The sequence below is a fragment of the Paenibacillus cisolokensis genome (assembly GCF_018403665.1).
Lineage (GTDB): Bacteria > Bacillota > Bacilli > Paenibacillales > Paenibacillaceae > Paenibacillus_AH > Paenibacillus_AH cisolokensis.
The window spans coordinates 17,582-36,018 of record NZ_BOVJ01000062.1 but is presented as its reverse complement, the minus strand read 5'-3'; the positions used below and the strand labels follow the sequence as shown (position 1 = coordinate 36,018).

General features: G+C 57.4%; 18 protein-coding genes and 3 pseudogenes. 4 read left to right on the top strand and 17 right to left on the bottom strand.

What is annotated here, in order from left to right; all coding sequences use genetic code 11:
• Nucleotides 1-267: 267 nt before the first annotated feature.
• Together PACILC2_RS09040 and PACILC2_RS09035 are read right to left on the bottom strand one after the other, a co-directional pair.
• Nucleotides 268-1,088, bottom strand: a pseudogene (locus PACILC2_RS09040) (TrmH family RNA methyltransferase).
• Between the two features lie 7 nt (nucleotides 1,089-1,095).
• The gene (locus tag PACILC2_RS09035) at nucleotides 1,096-1,761 is read right to left on the bottom strand and encodes a potassium channel family protein (RefSeq protein ID WP_062495225.1); all 666 of its coding nucleotides are present in this window, start codon (nucleotides 1,759-1,761) and stop codon (nucleotides 1,096-1,098) included.
• 162 nt (nucleotides 1,762-1,923) lie between these two features.
• On the opposite strand from PACILC2_RS09035, the gene sspI reads away from it, so the two are divergent.
• Nucleotides 1,924-2,157: a small acid-soluble spore protein SspI gene (sspI, locus tag PACILC2_RS09030; protein ID WP_235593224.1), complete on the top strand. Its 234-nt coding sequence runs from the start codon at nucleotides 1,924-1,926 to the stop codon at nucleotides 2,155-2,157.
• Here the strand turns inward: sspI and PACILC2_RS09025 are convergent.
• From PACILC2_RS09025 to PACILC2_RS08990, 8 genes and pseudogenes are all read right to left on the bottom strand, one after another.
• Nucleotides 2,145-3,350, bottom strand: coding sequence for an alpha-D-ribose 1-methylphosphonate 5-triphosphate diphosphatase (locus PACILC2_RS09025; RefSeq protein WP_213528599.1), 1,206 nt, complete (start codon nucleotides 3,348-3,350; stop codon nucleotides 2,145-2,147). The genes sspI and PACILC2_RS09025 overlap by 13 nt on opposite strands.
• Before the next feature lie 149 nt (nucleotides 3,351-3,499).
• The gene (locus PACILC2_RS09020) at nucleotides 3,500-4,585 is read right to left on the bottom strand and encodes a Gfo/Idh/MocA family protein (protein ID WP_213528598.1); all 1,086 of its coding nucleotides are present in this window, start codon (nucleotides 4,583-4,585) and stop codon (nucleotides 3,500-3,502) included.
• 61 nt (nucleotides 4,586-4,646) lie between these two features.
• Entirely contained in the window at nucleotides 4,647-5,810 is a 1,164-nt protein-coding gene (locus PACILC2_RS09015; protein ID WP_062495234.1) for a Gfo/Idh/MocA family protein, read from the bottom strand.
• Nucleotides 5,811-5,825: 15 nt separating this feature from the next.
• Nucleotides 5,826-6,866, bottom strand: a complete 1,041-nt coding sequence (locus tag PACILC2_RS09010; RefSeq protein WP_062497198.1) for a LacI family DNA-binding transcriptional regulator — start codon at nucleotides 6,864-6,866, stop codon at nucleotides 5,826-5,828.
• 154 nt (nucleotides 6,867-7,020) lie between these two features.
• Nucleotides 7,021-8,606: pseudogene (locus PACILC2_RS09005) on the bottom strand (peptide chain release factor 3).
• 58 nt (nucleotides 8,607-8,664) lie between these two features.
• Nucleotides 8,665-9,291 (bottom strand): cyclase family protein, encoded by a 627-nt coding sequence (locus PACILC2_RS09000; RefSeq protein ID WP_213528597.1) that lies wholly within the window; start codon nucleotides 9,289-9,291, stop codon nucleotides 8,665-8,667.
• Nucleotides 9,292-9,339: 48 nt separating this feature from the next.
• Nucleotides 9,340-10,893 (bottom strand): glucose-6-phosphate dehydrogenase, encoded by a 1,554-nt coding sequence (zwf, locus tag PACILC2_RS08995; protein WP_062495240.1) that lies wholly within the window; start codon nucleotides 10,891-10,893, stop codon nucleotides 9,340-9,342.
• A 127-nt stretch (nucleotides 10,894-11,020) separates the two neighbouring features.
• Complete coding sequence (locus tag PACILC2_RS08990; RefSeq protein ID WP_213528596.1) at nucleotides 11,021-11,803, bottom strand: YwmB family TATA-box binding protein; 783 nt, start codon at nucleotides 11,801-11,803, stop codon at nucleotides 11,021-11,023.
• A 201-nt stretch (nucleotides 11,804-12,004) separates the two neighbouring features.
• Here PACILC2_RS08990 and PACILC2_RS08985 point away from each other — a divergent pair, with 201 nt between their 5' ends.
• Together PACILC2_RS08985 and PACILC2_RS08980 are read left to right on the top strand one after the other, a co-directional pair.
• Nucleotides 12,005-12,355 (top strand): hypothetical protein, encoded by a 351-nt coding sequence (locus tag PACILC2_RS08985; RefSeq protein WP_213528595.1) that lies wholly within the window; start codon nucleotides 12,005-12,007, stop codon nucleotides 12,353-12,355.
• Nucleotides 12,356-12,509: 154 nt separating this feature from the next.
• Entirely contained in the window at nucleotides 12,510-12,848 is a 339-nt protein-coding gene (locus PACILC2_RS08980; protein ID WP_213528594.1) for a hypothetical protein, read from the top strand.
• A gap of 16 nt (nucleotides 12,849-12,864) precedes the next feature.
• On the opposite strand, the gene PACILC2_RS08975 is transcribed toward PACILC2_RS08980, so the two are convergent.
• The 7 genes and pseudogenes from PACILC2_RS08975 to PACILC2_RS08950 all read right to left on the bottom strand — a co-directional run bounded on the left by PACILC2_RS08975 (nucleotide 12,865) and on the right by PACILC2_RS08950 (nucleotide 16,923).
• The gene (locus PACILC2_RS08975) at nucleotides 12,865-13,515 is read right to left on the bottom strand and encodes a response regulator transcription factor (RefSeq protein WP_201024045.1); all 651 of its coding nucleotides are present in this window, start codon (nucleotides 13,513-13,515) and stop codon (nucleotides 12,865-12,867) included.
• Nucleotides 13,516-13,535: 20 nt separating this feature from the next.
• A complete protein-coding gene (locus PACILC2_RS08970) occupies nucleotides 13,536-14,297 on the bottom strand; it encodes a sensor histidine kinase (protein WP_372447089.1) in 762 nt (253 codons plus the stop codon).
• Nucleotides 14,294-14,545: a hypothetical protein gene (locus PACILC2_RS26645; RefSeq protein WP_244863374.1), complete on the bottom strand. Its 252-nt coding sequence runs from the start codon at nucleotides 14,543-14,545 to the stop codon at nucleotides 14,294-14,296. Before PACILC2_RS26645 ends, PACILC2_RS08970 begins: the two co-directional genes overlap by 4 nt.
• Nucleotides 14,546-14,690: 145 nt before the next feature.
• A pseudogene (locus PACILC2_RS08965) lies at nucleotides 14,691-15,388 on the bottom strand (PspA/IM30 family protein).
• 1 nt (nucleotide 15,389) lies between these two features.
• Nucleotides 15,390-15,809, bottom strand: coding sequence for a PspC domain-containing protein (locus PACILC2_RS08960; RefSeq protein ID WP_244863373.1), 420 nt, complete (start codon nucleotides 15,807-15,809; stop codon nucleotides 15,390-15,392).
• A gap of 61 nt (nucleotides 15,810-15,870) precedes the next feature.
• Nucleotides 15,871-16,569, bottom strand: coding sequence for a PspA/IM30 family protein (locus PACILC2_RS08955; RefSeq protein ID WP_062495255.1), 699 nt, complete (start codon nucleotides 16,567-16,569; stop codon nucleotides 15,871-15,873).
• Between the two features lie 36 nt (nucleotides 16,570-16,605).
• On the bottom strand, nucleotides 16,606-16,923 hold the full coding sequence (locus PACILC2_RS08950) for a LiaF transmembrane domain-containing protein (protein ID WP_235593226.1): 318 nt from the start codon (nucleotides 16,921-16,923) through the stop codon (nucleotides 16,606-16,608).
• A gap of 516 nt (nucleotides 16,924-17,439) precedes the next feature.
• Here PACILC2_RS08950 and PACILC2_RS08945 point away from each other — a divergent pair.
• On the top strand, nucleotides 17,440-18,408 hold the full coding sequence (locus PACILC2_RS08945; RefSeq protein WP_213528593.1) for a phosphotransferase family protein: 969 nt from the start codon (nucleotides 17,440-17,442) through the stop codon (nucleotides 18,406-18,408).
• Nucleotides 18,409-18,437 lie beyond the last annotated feature (29 nt).

The window sequence follows — 18,437 nt, the reverse complement described above, 5'->3', positions numbered from 1 at the left end:
AAAAGCGGCTTATGGGCCAAAATAAGACGTGTGAGATTCGTTAGAACGTTCATGATAACAACGATACGGTCTCTTACTAACTGAAGGTTGTTAACGATCTGCCGTTCAATGAGTATTAGTTTTCCCACCAATATTACCGCCGCGGCATCAGAAAAAGACTGGAGTTTGATCGGTAGAATATCCGATCAGTATCCAGTCTTTTGCGAGTAGCAGAACTGTTATTTTTATTCCAATTCCATGACACTTATTTAGGTGGGTGGACAGAAATTATTGTTGCTTTGAAAACATCCGCTGTCTCATCGCTTCGTAGAGCAGCACCGTCGACGCCATCGCCACGTTCAGCGACTCGGCCTTTCCTCGCATCGGAATGCGCACCGCCTCGTCCATCAAGGCGATCGAATCGGCCGACAGTCCATCCGCCTCGCTGCCCATCAAAAGCCAGGTCGCCGGCTTCCAGTCGAGCTCGTAGCAGGAAGCGGTCGCTTGCAGGCTAGTTCCGACAAGCCGGATACCTTTCCGCTTCGCCTCCGGCAGCAGCGACCGGAGATCGCCGGTGACGACCGGCACATGAAACAGCGAGCCCATCGTCGAACGGACCGTCTTCGGATTGTACGGATCGGCGCAGCCTTTGCCGAGCAGCACCGCATCCGCGCCGACCGCGTCCGCCGTGCGAATGATCGTCCCGACATTGCCGGGATCGCGCACGCCGTCCAGGACGACGGCAAGACAGCCGGGCCGAAACGGTGCCGACAGATCCGGCTCGGGCTTGCCGACAACGGCGAAGACCGGTGGCGGCGTATCGGTTCCGGTGCACTTGGCCATTACACCGGGAGAGGCCGCGAAATACGGGCTTCGGGCAGCCGGGCAAGCGCTGCGGCAAGCTCCTCCGGCACGCCGCGTTCCGCGTCATAGACGACAGCCGATATTTCGAGCCCGGCACGCAACGTTTCCTGAACGAGATGGATACCCTCCGCCAAAAACATGCCGGTCTTGTCGCGCCCTTTCTTCTCCAGTAGCGACGACCAGCTTTTGACCCGCGGATTTTGCGTCGAATTCAGCATGATCGGATGTTGCGGGAATTGCGTCATATGTTTCTCAACCTTCCTGATAAGCAAGCTCCAGACGGGTCAAATCTTCATTTTTGCCGACAATGACAAGCACGTCGCCTTCCTGAATAACATCTTCCGCGAACGGCGAAATGTTCATCTGACTTCCCGTCTTGATCGCCATAACATTGCAGCGATATTCGGCCCGGATATCAAGCTGCTTCAAATTTTTGCCGATCATTTGGCCCGTCGCCTTCAGCTCGACAATGCTGTAGTCTTCCGACAGCTCGATAAAATCGAGAATATTCGGCGAAATAAGATGATGCGCCACCCGAAGCCCCATATCCCGTTCCGGAAAAATGACTTTGTCGGCGCCGATTTTGTCCAACACTTTGCCGTGGAGCTCGTTCTGCGCTTTGACGATAAGCGTCGGCACGCCCAAATCTTTCAGAATAAGCGTCGTCAAAATACTGGACTGAATGTCGGCGCCGATCGCTACGACGACGACGTCGAAATTGCGGATACCGATTGCCCGCAGCGCGTCTTCATCGGTTGAATCGGCCGAAACGGCGTGCGTCACATGATGGGATATTTCCTGAATACGGTGCTCGTTCATATCGATGGCCAAAACGTCAAACCCCATCCTGGACAAGGAAAGCGCTACGCTGGAACCGAATCTGCCCATGCCGATAACGGCAAACTGCTTTTTCCTCATCGTATATCCATCCCTTCATTTCCGCAGCCTTGATCCTGGCAATTGATTTTTTGAACGATTATGATGGCCTCCGACAAGGCGGACGGCGCCTGAACAGCCGGATGATTCCCCGATGCGCTGGACATATTATAACGGAAATCCGATTTAATGGAGGGAATCCGATTGAACAATTTCGATTTACGCCAGGCAATCGCGATGCGGGTGCATGCCATGTCCGGCGAGCAATTATTCGAAGTGATTGAGGATTCCGTCGGCAACGACGAGAAGACGCTGCCCGGTCTCGGCGTACTGTTCGAAATGATCTGGCAGGAAAGCTCCGCGGAGGCGCAGCACCAAATGGTCGAATGCTTGCACCGCCGCTTGGCTTCCATGCCGCTTCCGTCTCAGCCCAAATAGTATTCGCTGGCCGCGTACACTTCCCGTCCTCCGACAATCGTTCGTCTGACCCAGGGATATCCTTCGTAGCGGTCGACAAGAAGCAGATCGGCCGCTTTCCCGGGTTCGATCGAACCGATCACTTGCTCCGCGCCAATAGCTTGCGCAGGGTGCAGCGTCCCCATTCGAACCGCTTCGGGCAGCCCGATAATGCCATCGTCGGACAGCTTGAATATCGCGGCCAACAGCGAGGAAGGATGGTAATCGGAGCATAATATATCGGCTGCCCCCGCCGCTATCGCATCGGCTGCGCGCATGTTGTTGTCGTGCGAGCCGCCCCGGACCACATTCGGCGCTCCGACGCATACCCGGATTCCCCTTTTGATGGCATGACGCGCAGTATCCAGATTCATCGGAAATTCGGATACGGTGGCGCCATACCGGATCGATTCGTCGACACGTTCCGGCGAATCGTCGTCATGAGAGGCGACGGCGATGCCGTTTCGGGTCGCCAGACGCCCGAGATCGCGCAGACGGGACCAGTCGACCTGCCGTTGGCGCTTCAACAAATCCTCCACGATATACCGGACTTCTTCCCTGTCCACACCCTGGTTCTTCATGACATACCGCTCGAACGAACCGGGCTCGCGGTACTGGCCCTGACCCGGCGAATGATTCATGAACGACAAATAATCGATCACCTTTTCTTGAATATACCGTTCCACGATCGGCAACCCGTCGAGATGGGACACCTCATAGCGCAAATGGATGCCGTGGCGCACCATGCTGCGCTTGCTGCGGTACCGGCGAATCAGCTCGACGAGCTGCGTCAAATAGTGGTCTCCCCGCAGGCTGAGGCCGACGCCGAGAGACAAAGAATGATACATCGATGTAATGCCGTGCAGCGGCAGCTTCCGTTCGAACTCCATCAAGGCCATGTCAAGCGGAAACATCGTATTGGGACGGGGCTGCACTTCTTTCTCAATCGCATCGGAATGAATATCGACAAGCCCCGGCATCACATACAAGCCGCCGGCATCGATGATGATCGTATCGTCACCCTCTGCTGTTGCTTCGGCCATGCCCCGACGATCCGGATCGTCCGCCGCTTCCCTCCTGATTTCGGCGATTCGTCCGTCTTCGATTTTCAAGCTGCCCGTCACGACCTCGTCCGGCAATACGATGGAACCGCCGATAATCCACATGGTTGACATTGGCCGGTTTTCCTCCCCGTTCGTCGTTCTAATCTGCGCTAGGCAGCGCGCTATCTCCGTCTATTATACAGGTTTACCGTTGCGAATCGCAAAACGAAACGCCCCCGGCCGCAAAAGCCGGGGGTAAGATGCGAACGTATATCGGGAGCCTAACCGCGCTCCGGCATCGCTGCCGGCCTGTCGCAGGAGCTCGTCATCTCGTAATGGCGCCCTTCGCGGGACGCATCGTGGAATCCGTGCATCGCCTCAAGCACATGATAAGCCAGCTCGCCGTTCGCGCGATGCGGACGGCCTTCGGCTATCGCTCTTGCCATATCGGCCACACCGATTCCGCGGTTATTGTCGGTATATCCGTGGGTAAGCGGAATGTCCTCCCACTCCCCGCTGTCCGCCCGCCGCAGCTGCACCCGGCCGCCGAAACCATTCGGGTCCGGTACGCGCAGCGTGCCGGCGCTTCCGTAAATTTCGATATGCGGCAGCTCCGTTCCGGCCATAATATCGAAGCTCGTAATGATCGTCCCGACGGCGCCCGAGGCGAAATCGATTACGCCGGCAATATGCGTCGGCGTCTCCACCTTGATGATCTTCCCTTTCTTCTTCTCGCTCAGAATCGTCCGCTCCGGAAACGCAATGGCGGCCGAACCGGTAACCCGGCGAATCGGCCCGAGCAAATTGATCAGAGCGGTCAAATAATAAGGCCCCATATCAAACATCGGACCGCCGCCGACTTCGTAATAAAACTCCGGGTCCGGATGCCAGTGCTCATGGCCGCGCCCCATCATAAAGGCCGTCGCCGCTACCGGCCGGCCGATTGCGCCTTCGTCGATCAGCTTGCGGCATGTCTGGATTCCCCCGCCGAGGAACGTCTCCGGCGCTCCGGCTACCCGCAGGCCGCTGCGGGCGGCAAGCTCCAGCACTTCCCGTCCTTCTTCTCTCGTAACGGCCAGCGGCTTTTCCACATAAACATGCTTGCCCGCTGCGAGCGCTTGCAGGCAAACCGCTGCATGCGCTTTCGGAATTGTCAAATTGACGACGATTTCGATTTCGGGATCGGCCAGCAGTTCATCAACAGAGCAGGCTTTCGGCACGCCGAATTCCCGGGCCCTGGCAGCCGCGCGCTCCACATCCAGATCGGCGCAGGCGACCAGTTCCACCTCCGGGTAAAGCTGAAGATTTCGAAAATAAATGCCACTTATATTGCCGCAACCGACAATGCCCGTTTTCATCGGCTTCATTCGTTATCCATCCCTTTCCGGCCGCATATGCTCCGCATATCGCCATTCGCCCATTGTTGCTCTACCGCAATTCGTCAATTCGCACCCAACGGCGCTCCGCGATCGACAGATCGACCGCCTCCAGCACTTCCTGACATTTCACCCCGTCGGTAAAATTCGGGACCGGCTGGCGGTTGCCGGCAATCGCCAGCAGCAATTCGCGAACCTCATGCGTGAACGTATGCTCGAATCCGATCGTATGCCCCGGCGGCCACCAGGCATCCATATACGGATGGGCCGGATCCGTCGCCAGCACCCGCCGGAAACCTTGGACATCCTCCGCATCGTCCCTAAAGAAAACCTGCAGTTCGTTCATCCGTTCGAAGTCGAATTTGACGCTGCCTTTGCTGCCGTTAATTTCGAACGCGTTCGTGCACCTGTGACCGGCTGCGAAGCGCGTCGCCTCGAAGCTGCCGAGCGCTCCGCCCGCGAAACGGGCGAGAAACAGCGTCGCATCGTCCACCGTTACTTCTCCGCGCGGACCGTCCGCACTGCCTTTGGCGCTTAAACCGGTCATGGACGACGGAATCGGCCGCTCTTTGATGAACGTCTCGCTCATCCCGACCACCTCTTCGAACTCGCCGATCAGAAACCGGGCCAGATCGATCAGATGGGCGCCCAGATCGCCGTGCGATCCGGAACCGGCAATCTCCTTCTGCAGCCGCCATACAAGCGGAAATTCCGGATCGATAATCCAATCTTGCAGAAACGTTGCGCGGAAATGATAAATCTTGCCGATGCGCCCTTCGGCAACCAGCTTCTTCGCCAGCTGGACGGCAGGAACGAACCGGTAGTTGAAACCGATCATATGCTTGACGCCGGCTTTCTCCGCCGCCGCCAGCATGTCCCGCGCATCGTCCAGCGTCAGCGCCAGCGGCTTCTCGCAGAACAGATGCTTGCCCGCCGCCGCAGCCGCGACTGCGATCTCCTTGTGCGCGTCGCTCGGCGCATTGATATCGACGAGATCGATGTCGTCACGCTCCACCAGGCGGCGCCAGTCCGTCTCCGCCGATTCCCAGCCGAACTGGGCGCGGGCGGCCTCCACTCCTTGCGGGTCGCGCCCGCAAACCGCTTTCATTTCCGGCTTCGGCGCATCCGGGAAAAACATCGGAAGCGCGCGATAGGCATTGGAATGCGCCTTGCCCATAAACTTGTACCCGACCATGCCGACACGTACCTTATCCATCTTCCGTTCCACCTTTCAATCGGTTGTGGAGGAGCTGCCGAAGCGCTCCGTAGATGCCCGGACGATCAGTTCGACCGGAAGCTTCAGTATGGGAGTGTCCCAAGTCGTTTCGTCGGCGGCAAGCAGACGGCGGGCGGCAAGCTTCCCCATCCGGTCGAACGGAACGGACAGCGTTGTCAGCTGCGGATCGGTCATCCGCGCTCCTTCGGAATCGTCGCAGCCGGCCAGAGCATAATCCGCTCCCGCTTCCAGCCCAAACTCCCGCAGCCCTTGCATAATCCCGATCGCCATCCGGTCATTGCCGGCGAATATGCCGTCCACTTCCCCTCGCCGCATCGCGTCGGCGATGGAAGCGGCAAGCTCCAGACCGCTCTTGCGGCTGTAATTGCCGGCATAGATTCGTTTCGGGTCGAACGGCAAGCCCGACGCCTCAAGCGCTCGCCGATAACCTGCCAGCCGATCGGCGCTGTTGGAGTAGACGAGCGGTCCGTTGACGAAGGCGATCCGTCTGCAGCCTTGGCCGGCCAGATGCCGCACGACCTGAAAGCTGCCCGATTCATGATCCGCGTCGACCGCCGGAAACGGCTCCTCGTCGAATCGCTGATTGACGAGGCAGAACGGATAACCGTCCCGCCACAGTTCGGCGAGCGCCTGCCGCTCGTCCGGTTCGTCGCGGGAACCGAGAACGATCAGCGCGTCAACCTTCTGCGTGCGGAACAGCATCGCATATTCCCGCTTCTCGTCCGGCTTCCGGAACATGAGAAGCAAATCGTATCCGTGCCTGCCCGCTTCTTCGCCGACACCGCTCAATATTTCCGAGAAATAATACGTTGAGAATAGACGCACCTTCGGCACGAGCGGCAAGATGACGCCCAGATTGCCGCTCTTCCGCCGGGCGAAGCGCTGCGCGAGCGCGCTCGGCACATAATGCAGCCGTTCCGCCGCCTCCAGCACCTTCCGCCTGGTCTCTTCCTTTACCGGTCCCGTCCCGCTCAACACACGCGAAACTGTCGCTTCCGAAACGCCTGCCAGCCGTGCAACTTCCTTCCGTGTAATAGGTCTTTCCTCCCTGCCAGCTCCGTGCTGCCGCACTGTCCATACATTCGGCAAGCTAAATACTATTTCATGTACACGCGTACATTTTCCCATGAAAAGGATGCTCTGTCAACGGGATTTCAAGCCGCATTCATGCAAAAAACGGCGCCTCGAATTAAGGCGCCGTCTCCAGAAACTTGGCCGTCGGATTGCGTTCGATGGCCGTCCGCATCGCATATTCGTTTTCGAACAACGCAACATATTTGTCCTTCTTGTCTTTCACCAGCGTCGAGTTGATCCGGAATTTGGACGGATCGATTTTATCGTCCACAATCCAGCGCGCGAACTGGAACGGCATCCGGTGCAGCATGACTTCGACGCCGTACTCGGCCCGCATCCGGTACTCGAACACTTCGAACTGAAGCTGGCCGACGACGCCGAGAATCGTCTCGTCCGGGCCGCTGATCGAATGGAAGACCTGAATTGTCCCTTCTTCCGTCAACTGGTCGACGCCTTTCTGATATTGCTTGTGCTTGAGCGCATTTTTCACGGTCACCTTGGCGAACAGCTCGGGCGAAAATGTCGGCAGTTCATCGAAGATGATCTGGCCGCCCTGGCACAGCGAATCGCCGATTCGGAATATGCCCGGGTCGAACAAGCCGATAATGTCGCCGGGATAGGCTGTTTCGACAATATCCCGGTCCTGGGCGAGAAACTGCTGCGGCTGGGACAGCTTGATCTCTTTGCCCGCCCGCACATGCCGGACGGTCATTCCCCGCTCGAACCTTCCCGAGCAAATGCGCAAAACGCGATGCGGTCGCGATGAGCCGGATTCATGTTGGCCTGGATTTTGAAAATATAGCCGGAAAACTTCTCGTCGGTCGGCTCGACCGGCCCTTCCGTACTGTTGCGCGGCGTAGGAGGCGGCGCCAACTGCAGGAAGTTCTCGAGAAACGTCTGGACTCCGAAATTGTTAATGGCGCTGCCGAAAAAGACCGGCGTCAGTTCGCCCGCCCGCACCTTCTCGTAATCGAACGGGTCTCCGGCCACGTCCAGCAGCTCCAGCTCCTGTTCGAGCTGCTCATGCAAATACGACCCCGCCATTTCGCGAATAAGCGGATCGTGGTAGTCCTGCACCTGACGGACGGAAATGGTCGAATGATCGTCTCCCTGGAACAGCTCCACCTGATTTTTCATCCGGTCGTAAACGCCGCACAGCTCGCGTCCCATGCCGATCGGCCAGTTCATCGGCACGGAACGGATGCCGAGCACCCGCTCGATCTCTTCCATCAGCTCGAACGGATTCCGGCCTTCGCGGTCCAGCTTGTTGACGAACGTGAAAATCGGAATGCCGCGCTTGCTGCATACCTGGAACAGCTTGATCGTCTGCGCCTCGACGCCTTTGGCGGCGTCGATCAGCATGACGGCGCTGTCGGCTGCCGTCAGCGTCCGGTACGTGTCTTCGCTGAAGTCCTGGTGCCCCGGGGTGTCCAATATATTGACCCGATGGCCCTTGTAATCGAACTGCATGACGCTCGACGTGACCGAAATGCCGCGCTGCTTCTCGATTTCCATCCAGTCCGACGTCGCGTGCCGGTTCGCCTTGCGCGCCTTGACGCTGCCGGCAAGACGAATGGCTCCTCCGAACAGGAGGAGCTTCTCGGTTAATGTCGTTTTTCCTGCGTCGGGGTGGGAGATGATGGCGAACGTGCGCCGCTTCTCCACTTCCCGCTTCAACTCGTCGGTTAGCGTTTTGCTCATGCTTCGTGATAGTTCCCTTCGTTTCGATTGCTGTCAAAATCGAGAATTAACGATCCGCTTACGGCTTGCCGATCAGCAGCGCCCGCGCCGGCGCCGCTTCGATGCCGGTCAGCTTCAGGGGAGCGATCACCATGAAGTAGGTGCCCGCCGGCACGTCCTTCAGCCGCAGCCCTTCGACAATGATGACATTGTTGCGGAACAGCGGCCGGTGCGTCGTATACTCCGGCTGAGCCCGCTCGATGCCGAGCCCGTCGGTGCCGACGCCGCGCACGCCGAGGTCGATCAAGTAGCGCGCGCCGTCTTCGCGCAGGAAGACAAAGTTCATATCGAATTCGTCGGAAAAGGAATTCCGCGTTTTCAGCAGCACCCAGTCCCCGCGCTGCAGACCGAACGGTTCGAGATCTTCCTTCGTCACCGCTTCCTGCACATGCGTCAGATCGAGCACTCTGGCATAGCCGACCAGTTCCTCAAGGCCGATCGTCTCGATCGTCGCGCCGTTCTCCAGCATATGCAGCGGGGCATCGACATGGGTGCCGCAATGCGCGTCCAGATCGATGCGCGATTCGTAAGCTCTGCCGTTCTGGAAATTTTGGACGTTGTAAATTTTCGGCTTCTTCTCTTCTTTATTTTTATAAACCTGCATCGACGGTTCGATGGTCATGGATATATCGTAAACTTTAAACATCTGCTCCATCCTCCTCGTAGAATGAGCGTCTGACGCGCATGCGAAAGATCACTTGCTGCTGTTCGTAACCCAGATGACGTTGTCCTCTTCCTGACCGTTGACCGGCCACCAGAAGAACCCGTCGTCTGCCAGCAGCTGATCCGCTTTCTGCGGTCCCCAGGTGCCCGCCGGGTAGAAGGACAGATCGCTGTCGTCCTCACGCCATGCTTCGGCGATGCGATCGACGAACGCCCATGCCGCGGCCACCTCGTCCCAACGCGTGAAATAGGTGGAATCGCCGCGCGCCGCATCGTGGATCAGCCGTTCGTAAGCTTCCGGCGTATTGATGCCGACCATGCAGCTTTGGCAAAATTCCATCGCCACCGGCTGCACCGCATTGTCGGAGCCGGGCTTCTTCGCATTGATCTTGATATAGATGCCTTCCATCGGATTGACGCGAATGACGAGCAGATTCGGCGACAGATCGTGCTTGCGCGCGAACAGCACATTTTCGGACATGTTCTTGAATTCGACGACGACTTCGGTCGTCTTGACCGGCAGCCGCTTGCCTGTGCGGATATAGAACGGCACGCCCGCCCAGCGCAAATTGTCGACGAACACCTTGGCGGCAAAATACGTCTCCGTTACGGAATCCGGTGCAACCGAATCCTCTTGGCGGTAGCCGACAAGCGGTTTCCCTTTCAAGGTTCCTTCGGCGTACTGGCCGCGAACGACGTTGCGCCTTACTTCTTCGCTCGACGAATACCCGCGCAGCGAACGCAGCACTTTCACCTTCTCGTCCCGGATATCTTCGGGATGAAGACGGCTCGGCGGCTCCATGGCGATCATCGTCAGCATTTGCAGCATATGGTTCTGCCCCATGTCCCGCAACGCGCCGGACTTGTCGTAATAGCCTCCGCGCTCTTCCACGCCGACCGTCTCCGACAGCGTGATCTGCACGTTCGCTATGTAGCGGTTGTTCCACAGCGGCTCGAAGAACGCGTTGGCAAACCGGATGACCTCGATGTTCTGCACCATTTCTTTGCCGAGGTAGTGGTCGATCCGGAAAATCTCTTCTTCCTTGAACACCTGACTGATCTGGGCGTTCAGCTTCTTCGCGGACTCCAGATCGTAACCGAAAGGCTTCTCGATGACGAGCCGGTGCCAGCCCGCGGATTCGAGCAGTCCGCCTTCCCGCATATTGAACGATACGGGACCGAACAGCTCGGGAGCGAGCGCCAAGTAAAACAGCCGGTTGCCCGGAATGCCGAATTTGGCGTCGAGTTCCGCGCTCAGCGCGTTCAACTGCCGGAAGCCGTCCACATTATGAATATCGAGGGACATGTAGACGAAGTGTTCGGCAAAACGGTTCCACAATTCAGTGTCGTCGGCTTTGTATCGGCAAAATTCCGTAATGGAGTCATATACGTCCGAACGGAACTGTTCGTTCGTCCGGGGACGGCGGGCGAGTCCGACGACGGCGAAATTGTCGGCCAGCTTGCCCTCTTTATATAAACTGAAAAGCGCCGGAAAAAGCTTGCGGCGGGCCAGGTCTCCCGTTGCCCCGAACAAATAGTAGACCGCGCCTTCGGCTGCCGTTTCCTGTTTGTTTTCGTAGATCATTGATCCCTCATTCTCTTCCTATGAATTTTTAACGGCTGCAATGCGCCATGTTATGTAGTTTAGCATAATCCACACGCTTGCGCTATCGACCTATTCATAAAAAAACTGATCACCTTCACAACTTCTTCTAATCACTTGCCGCATAATCGCCGGTAATAAGCGGGACGCCGGCGACAAGCGAAATCGTTCCGTCCGTCCGATCGGTATGAAGCGCAATTTGCAGATTGGCCGTCCGGCCGCGGCCAAGCGGCACGGAGGCGTGAAGCTGCCGTGTCCGATACGTCAGGCTGACCGTTCCGCCGTCTTCGTAGCGCTCCTCCAGCCGGGCATCCGCCCATGCGGCCAGCCGCTCGGCCGCCTGCGGCGAATCGGTTTCTCCCCGCACGCTGAAGCTTGCCGTTTGTTCGAACGCAGCTTCGGCGAGCAGCCGTCCGATTTCGGCAGCGGCGGCAAGCAGCCCGTCCCGTTCGCCCGCCCGCCGTTCGAACAATATGACCGCATCCTCCGGCTGTTCGACCCGGCCATGCGATGGGAGCAGAAGCGTCAGCGTCCCGCCGTAAGCGGCCTTCGATCTTTTCGTTAGCGTACCCCGATCGCCGCCTTTCTCATCCAAAGGGGACAAACCGAGCCTGTCCGGCAGATGCCCGGCTTCGCCCGGCTTCAGCCGCACATCCCAACGCAGCGACCAAATCCCGCCGGCAGCGCCCCGGACCAACAGCGGGTCGACCCAGTCCCATAGCGCCGCCATATCCCCCGTCACCCCATTAGGCGGCCCATTCTTCCCGGTACCGCCGCCGTGATCGGCGGCAACAAGCGCCCAGACCGCCCCGGCAAGCAGCACGGCGAATGCCGCGGCAATCCCGATCCACCGCCTGCCCTTCTCATCCGTCTTCAACCGGCTGTCCGGCATGTCCCTCCTCCTTATATTCCGAACTTATATTCCGGATTTCGCCTGTTTTTTTCATTTCTAACATAACTTTCTGCCTCGAAGCCCGTTATCCCTGCTCAAATGAAAAGAACATCCCCCTGCGTTTTTTGGGTATATACCTATACGTGCCAGCCCGTAGTTGAATACACTGCATGCATGAACGTTCATTGGAGGTGTCATGTCTTGCAACCTATATATCCGCTTCACGAAGATCATGTGAGGAAGTTTTGCGGCATGCCCGTATGTGTCGTCCTGAAAGACGGCAGCCGCCATGTCGGTATTTTGACAGATTGCAGTGACGGGAAAGTCATCCTGAACGGAGGGCCGGCCGGACCTGTCACACATTCCACCAGCAGGCCCCTGCAGCAGAAAGACGACAGGCAAAGGAGTAAGAAAGGAAAAAGAAAAGCAGTGCCGGAGCTGAAGCAGACCGCCAATACGCAAGCGTTGGGTTACGGGCCGTATGGAGGGTTCTTCGGGGGAAGGCTTATTTTCGATCTGGCGCTGATCTCCTTCCTGTTTCTGCTGCTGTAATACCGAAAGCCTGGATGCCTGTCGGATAAGCAAAACCGGCAATTCCAGGCTTTATTTACGCCTTCGACATGAATCGCAATCTTTTGCGTCAATTCGAAGGTAATATGGTGATATAGATAACAAAAAGGTAAGTGTTAAAAGGAGGGCTGTCGCGGTGAGAATTCCCCGCTTGCTGATGTATAACCGGTTAACCCGCAGCGAGCCGGTGCATCCGGTGATTCGCAGCGCCGCTTACGATTCGTTCGGCGAAAATGGGTTCGCTCATGATAGCCTGCATCCGCCTGACGCGAAGAGGTCCGCTTCGACCGAACGCAGCGGCGTCTTCGTCGGCATTCCCGCCGCGGATTGGGCCGGGGAGCTTGGCGAGACGGCAAGGCTGCCGTTCGTCCACGGAGCGCCGAACAGCCGCGCTGTCATTCTGAAACGATACGAATGGTCGCAATCTTACGAGCGGCTGCCGTTGCGCGGCCGCCATATCGACCGCCAGGGCTAGCCGTCTCCGGCCGGCGCTAGTCGGCCAGACCGTGCTTATGGGCGTAAATGGCGGCTTGCGTCCGGTCTTCGACGCCGAGCTTGTCAAAGATGTTCGTAATGTGAAATTTGACCGTTTTAATGCCGATGAACAACTCGTCGGCAATTTCCTGATTCGATAGTCCTCTCGCCAACCCTTTGAGCACGTCCATTTCCCGTTCGGTCAGCTCCTCGTGAGGCGGTTTCTGGGCCGGCTGCTTCGGCTGACGGAAACGGTTCATCATTTTGGCCGCAACCTGGGATTCCAGCACCGACTGGCCGCGCGCGGCCGCGCGAATCGCGTCGGCGATTTCGGCCGCGCGCGACGTTTTGAGCAAATAGCTGAACGCCCCCGCCTCGATAACCGGATACAGCATGCTGTCGTCCAGATAGCTGGTCAGCACAATCACTTTGCAATCCGGATGCAGTTCAAGCAGCTGGCGCGTCGTCTCGACGCCGTCCATCCCGTCCATAACCAGATCCATCAACACCACATCGGGCTTATAAAGCTGTGCCAGCCTGATTCCTTCGCTGCCGCTGCTCGCTTCACCGACGACTTCGATGCCTTCTTCGGTATCCAATACGGCGGCAAGGCCGATCCGCACCATTTCATGATCATCGACCAGCAACACTTTAATCGCCTGTTCCAACGTTTCTGACACCTCTTTTTCTATTCGCCGATACCGTAATCGTCGCGCCGGCCCGTTCCGTCGGCTCTCACCCAAATGTCGATCGTCGTGCCCCGGCCGGGTTCCGACATTAAGTGGAACGTGCCGCCAATTTCATGCACGCGTTCCTCCATCGTCAGCAAGCCGTACGAAGCCTGCTTCTTCTCTTCCGGATCGAATCCGATGCCGTTATCCCGCAGCGTCAGCCGAACCTGACCGCCGTAACGGACAAGTCTGATGTCCATACTGTCCGCTTTCGAGTGGCGAAGCGTATTGGACAGCGCCTCCTGGGCGATGCGAAACAGATGGTCTTCGGCCTGCGGATCGAGCCCGATCGTTTCGTCGATTTCGAGCGTAATTTTCATCGGCACTTTCTGCGCCAGTTCGCCGATCAAGGCCTGCAGCGCCTGACCGAGGTTTTTGCCGTCCAGATGCACCGGCCGCAAATGCAGAAGAAGCGCGCGCATTTCCGATTGGGCGACAGCGGCCATCTCCTCGATAAGCTGGACCTGGCGCTTGGCCCGTTCCCAATCCTTCTCCATCGTGCGGCCGACGGCCGTCGCGGTCATCGAGATGGCGAACAGTTGCTGGCTGACCGCGTCGTGAAGCTCCCGTGCCAGCCGCTGGCGCTCCTCGATAACGGCCGAAAATTTGACTTTCTCCTTCCAAACCTCGTCTTCCCCGTCATCCTCCGCATCACCGGAAACACCGTCATCCCCGCCGGAATCCAGCGTCACCTGCCGCTTCTTCTCCCGCTGGCTCAACGTTTCAGCGCCTCTCTCAGCTTCAGTCCTTTCACATAGCTGTTGATCGCCGCGGCGACGAGGGCGATGGCAATAACCGCAAGGCCGATGACAGCCCCTTTCTGCTGCAGAACGAACAGCTCCACATACCCGAAGCCCTGCAGAACGATAACGAGCAGCCCCAAAATGACGAGCAGCCAGAGCAGCGTTTCCGCCGTATTCCGGCGCAGCGAATCATTTCTTTTGCTGTTCGGCTTTTTGGCAGCCATCGGTCTCCCCCTTCATATGTATGTTATATTACGAACAAGAAACGTTTTTGTTTCACAATCCGCATCCGCCCCGGCAACCGGCGCATAACGAAGCAAGCCAGGAAGGCTCCGGCGCTTCCATGGCTTGCTCCGCCTGTCTTTTACGTTATTCTTCGGTTTGCGCAGGCCGGATATTCAGCTTGTTTTTCAGCGCTTGCAGCTGCTCGTCGATCTTCAATTGCTTCTCGGCATCGATCGGCGAAGATACGGCGCCGACTTGCTGCGTGTAACGGTAAGGGGCGCGAAGAACGTCCGCTTCCGCTTCCATCTGCATAATTTTTCTTCCATCCGCTGGAATCCGCGCGATGCCGAACCGCGGTCGAGCGTATTCGAGGCCGTAACTTGCGCCATCTGCTTCTTCGCTTTGGCCATTTGGGCGCGAGCGGCCAGCTCGTTGCGCTTGTTGCGGAGCTGATAGAATTCGTCCTTCATCTCATGCAGTTGCTGCAGCAGCTCATCGGCTTGCGATTTCGCTTCCAGGTGCAAGCTTTGATATTCTTCGATCTTCTGATCGAAGTACAGCTTCTCCTCCAGCATTTTGCGGGCCAGCTCTTCCTGGCCGCCGCGCAGCGCCGTTTCGGCCTTCGCTTCCCGGTCTGCGGCTCCGCGAACCGCTTCGTCCAAACGCTGCTTCATGCGGCGCTCGTTCGCCATTTGTTTGGCCACCGTCACTTCGGCCTGATGAATTTCCGCTTCCATATCGCGGAGATATTGGTTCAGCATGACGACCGGATCTTCCATTTTGTCCAACATTTCATGAATCGAAGCTTTCGTCATATCTCTCATTCGTTTGAAAATGCTCATATTACTTATCTCCCTTCTCTAATTTTGCCAGTTTGGCCTTCAATTCATCGATTTCCTTGCGCAGCGCCTTCTTCTCCAGATCGTCCATCATCGTATCGAAATCGGTTGACGCCGGTCCGGACCCGGCTCTGTGTTGATGTTGCCAGCCGCCTTGCCAGTGGGAGCCCCCTTGCGGAGGATTCGTATACGGTCCGCCGGAATGCCCGAACCCTCCGTGGCCGCCGCCGAATCCGCGGTGACCGCCGCTGTAATCGCCAAAGCCGCCGTAACTGTCCGGGCCGGGTCCGTATCCGCCATAATAAGGCGGTTCTTTCGGTATGACGAGCGCAGCCAAGACGTAAATCAGGATGACCGCCCCGCTGGAAAATACCGCCGCTACGATCAGCAGAATTCTCAGGAGCGTCACATCGACATTGAGCATTTCGGATAAACCGCCGCAAATGCCGAATAATTTTTGTTGTAGCGCGATCTGTACAGCTTCCTCATGACGTTGAGGGGCCTCCTTTCTCCAGCTTCCGCTTCAGCTGTTCAAGCTCGTGCTCGACAGCCGAAACGACCGACTGGCGGTTTGCATCCGTCCGGGTAAACGTCTCACCTCTTATCCGGCGAAGCTCGCTGAGACTTTGAGTCTCCAGTTCCAGATCGGTGATGCGGTCTTCCAGCGCGCGGAACATGCCTTCCGGCTTGCTCAGATCGGATCCGTATATCGCCGAGAACCGTTCGTTCATCCGGCGCTGCAGCCGCAGCGATTCCATTCTGGCCACGTAATATTCCCGCTTGTCGTATACGGTCTGGTATTCGCTGCGCAGCTTGGCCAGCTGCTCTTCCAGCTCCGACGTATTCAGTCTGGATTGTTCGTACAGCTCGCGGTATTGCGCCGCGCGTTCTTCGCTTGCAGCCTTCTCGTATAACGCGATGCGGGCCAAATTCTCCTCCCCGGCCTTCAAGGCGGTAATCGCCTGCTGCTCGCGTTTCTCCTTCTGCTGCTCCGCCTGCAGCCATTGCGCCTTCAGATGCTGGCTGTGAGCGGCATATTGCTGATAAAGACGTTCCGCCTGAATAATATCTTCGCGAGTGGCCCACAGAAACTGGTCGATCAACTTGACCGGGTCTTCTGCTTTTTCCAATCGTTCATTCAATGTTGCGACGGTAATGTCGCGGACTCTTCGCATGATGCTCATACGCTACCTCCTTGTCTCCGTCACCGGTTTCGTTCGTCAAAACACCCGCTTGTTCCTGAACAACGAAATTCCCCATACGATCATGCCGATCGCCAGCAGCAGCATGAAAAATCCGGCAAATTTGCCGAACAGCATAATTACGCCGACTACGGTAAGAACCGCTCCAACGATTTTGCTGTTGTTCACCCAGCCCAGAATACCGAGACCGATCAGGATGAAGGGGAATAAAAACCCGATGATGGAGCCGAGACTGATTCCGATGAAGTCGAGTACGATCAGTCCTCCAATAATGACCAGTATTGCGCCCAGCGCCGATTTTCCATTCATATTCCGGTCGTCACCGCCTTTCTTCATTTGCCATCCGCCGTCATCCGGCTATGGATTCAAGTTCTATCGCTTATGTCTACATTGTAGATGTTTTCGCTTCGTTTCAAAACAGACTTGCGGCGGTTTTGCGACCTAGACCCGGGTCGGGGACCCGCCATTCTGCGGTCGGATTGCGCAAGGGATGTCGCCGTTCAGATGCATCCCCTTGTCCCGCGTCGCCGTCATCCAATTGCTTTCGTTCCATCACTTCCCCAAATACAAAGAGTCCAAAAGTTTTTCTTTTTTTAGTTATACCTGATAACTCTGTCATCCCGCTATTAGCTGTATGTTACAGGGAAATAAAGCGTTAGAACGAAAAGTAAAGACCGGGAATAGCAGACTAGAAAGTAAAGGTATCTCGACGGACTGTAATGTTTAAATATGGACGTTCGTTACGTTGCTCCCGTTATGCCTGTCATTTATGATGGGCTTAATCGAATTGAGTGCGAGTGATGATCGCGGGAACGGTCTTCCAGATCATATCACAGGAGGGAATTTTCGCTCATGACCCATTCGGAATTTCCACAGGATCGCAGGCCAGTTCGGCCCCCCGCATTCGCGTCGGTGCGGGAGTACACCTCCCGCCACGGCGACTTGAGCTTCTGGTGGCCGTACGTCGCCGAGATTCTGGAACGTCACGGTCTGGCCGACGCCGGACGGGAATCGGCGGCCGGAGTCGGCGGTACGTACCCGACGTTCATCTGCGGCGATTACGTGGTGAAGCTGTTCGGTTACGTCCAAGGTTGGCGCAAAAGTTACGAGACCGAACGCGCGGCGCTGGCTCTGGCCGCCACCGATCCGGAAATCGCCGCGCCGAGCCTGCTGGGAGAAGGGCGATTGTACGGCAATGCCGACGCCCCATGGCCATACCTGATCACCAGAAAGATGTCCGGGGTCTCCTGGCGGGATGCCGAACTGTCCGCCGAACAACGGCTTGCGGTCGCGGCGGACCTGGGAAGGCAGATACGGCGCGTGCACGCGCTGCGCCCGTCGGGCATTGCAACGGACGCAGACTGGCCGAGACTGAACGTAGCGGCAGCCGCGGAGCGAAGCTCACTGCCGCCGCATCTGATCGAGCAGATTGACGATTACCTCGCCCGGCTCGGGCCGTTCGACCGCGTATTCGTCAACTCCGACGTGGTGGCTCTCCATGTGTTCGTGGAAAACGGCCGGCTCTCCGGAATCATCGACTGGGGCGACGCGATGGTAACCGATCGGCATTATGAGTTCATCCAGATTTATCGCGACTTGTTCGATTGCGACAAAGCGATGTTGCGGGTTTTTCTGGAGGCCAGCGACTGGCCGGTCAGCAAGAACTTTCCCCGTCAGGCGCTGGGGCTTGCACTGTACCGCCAGGCAGTGGGTTGTCGTCGTTGGCCTGGGATAGACGTCTTTGAGCCCATCGCAGCCCGATTCCCGCTGCAAGACATCGGCACTCTCGATGAGCTCGCGGCTGAGCTTTTCGCCTTCTAGTCCCGACAGGGCCGGCTTTTCAAAACAAA

Excerpts from the sequence above, each read along its gene's own strand:
- PACILC2_RS08950 (WP_235593226.1), bottom strand. The coding sequence starts at position 16,923 with ATGAAGAAAGGCGGTGACGACCGGAATATGAATGGAAAATCGGCGCTG.
- PACILC2_RS08960 (WP_244863373.1), bottom strand. The coding sequence starts at position 15,809 with ATGCTCAATGTCGATGTGACGCTCCTGAGAATTCTGCTGATCGTAGCG.
- PACILC2_RS08990 (WP_213528596.1), bottom strand. The coding sequence starts at position 11,803 with ATGCCGGACAGCCGGTTGAAGACGGATGAGAAGGGCAGGCGGTGGATC.
- PACILC2_RS08945 (WP_213528593.1), top strand. The coding sequence starts at position 17,440 with ATGACCCATTCGGAATTTCCACAGGATCGCAGGCCAGTTCGGCCCCCC.
- PACILC2_RS08955 (WP_062495255.1), bottom strand. The coding sequence starts at position 16,569 with ATGAGCATCATGCGAAGAGTCCGCGACATTACCGTCGCAACATTGAAT.
- PACILC2_RS09000 (WP_213528597.1), bottom strand. The coding sequence starts at position 9,291 with ATGTTTAAAGTTTACGATATATCCATGACCATCGAACCGTCGATGCAG.
- PACILC2_RS09025 (WP_213528599.1), bottom strand. The coding sequence starts at position 3,350 with ATGTCAACCATGTGGATTATCGGCGGTTCCATCGTATTGCCGGACGAG.
- PACILC2_RS09015 (WP_062495234.1), bottom strand. The coding sequence starts at position 5,810 with ATGGATAAGGTACGTGTCGGCATGGTCGGGTACAAGTTTATGGGCAAG.
- PACILC2_RS26645 (WP_244863374.1), bottom strand. The coding sequence starts at position 14,545 with ATGGCTGCCAAAAAGCCGAACAGCAAAAGAAATGATTCGCTGCGCCGG.
- zwf (WP_062495240.1), bottom strand. The coding sequence starts at position 10,893 with ATGATCTACGAAAACAAACAGGAAACGGCAGCCGAAGGCGCGGTCTAC.
- PACILC2_RS09020 (WP_213528598.1), bottom strand. The coding sequence starts at position 4,585 with ATGAAGCCGATGAAAACGGGCATTGTCGGTTGCGGCAATATAAGTGGC.
- PACILC2_RS09035 (WP_062495225.1), bottom strand. The coding sequence starts at position 1,761 with ATGAGGAAAAAGCAGTTTGCCGTTATCGGCATGGGCAGATTCGGTTCC.